Source organism: Alkalibacterium sp. m-11 (assembly GCF_054658155.1).
Map to the genome: position 1 here is coordinate 1 of NZ_BAAGIR010000306.1, position 743 is coordinate 743.

General features: G+C 42.3%; 1 protein-coding gene. It reads left to right on the top strand.

Annotated elements, in window-relative coordinates:
* Positions 1-137: 137 nt before the first annotated feature.
* A complete protein-coding gene (locus tag ACYQ2O_RS12535) occupies positions 138-500 on the top strand; it encodes an SPOR domain-containing protein (RefSeq protein WP_346025386.1) in 363 nt (120 codons plus the stop codon).
* Positions 501-743: the final 243 nt, after the last annotated feature.

Sequence of the window (743 nt, forward strand, 5' to 3'; positions counted from 1 at the left end):
TTGAGTTTTGAATAATTGAGTAACAATGGAGAGCCGTGTACATCGAGAGGTGTAAGCACGGTTCGGGGAGGGGTCTGCGCAAACCTGTTGTAGAAATACAATAAGGCGGCGCTTTCCTACTCTACTGCGAGGACGGTTTGACCGACACCTCGTATTTTAATGCGGTCTACAAAGAAGCGGTAGAGCTGTGTGTTCATCTTTGCAAACTATATAAGCTGACCGAAAAAGATATCATTGGTCACTATGAAGGGCATCAAAGAGGAATTGCTTCGAACCATGCTGATCCTAGACACTGGTTTTCAAGACACGGTAAAAGCATGAACACCTTTCGAGCAGATGTGAAGAAGCTACTGAGTGAAGGGGCGAAGCCCGTCGAACCGGAGAAAAAGAAATACTACCGCGTACAAATCGGTGCCTATTCCGTTAAAGCCAACGCTGAAGCACAGCTTGCCACAGCAAAGAAAGCAGGCTTTTCTGATGCGTTTATAAAATATGATTAAAAGGCAGGTATTACTTGCAAAATAAGGCTTTCAGAGGTAATATGTACGAAGGAAATTGAATAAGGCCGCCATGTCTTTCAGGTGCTACCAACACCTAAAAGCCAATGCAGGTAATCAACTCAAGTTTTGCAGTTGAATATCCAGGTTTAACCCTTGCGGTTATTGAAACTTCTTATAAATAATTATCAAAAAACACACAAAAAGACACCTCTCTTTGGTAAAATGTAGTCACCATAACAACAT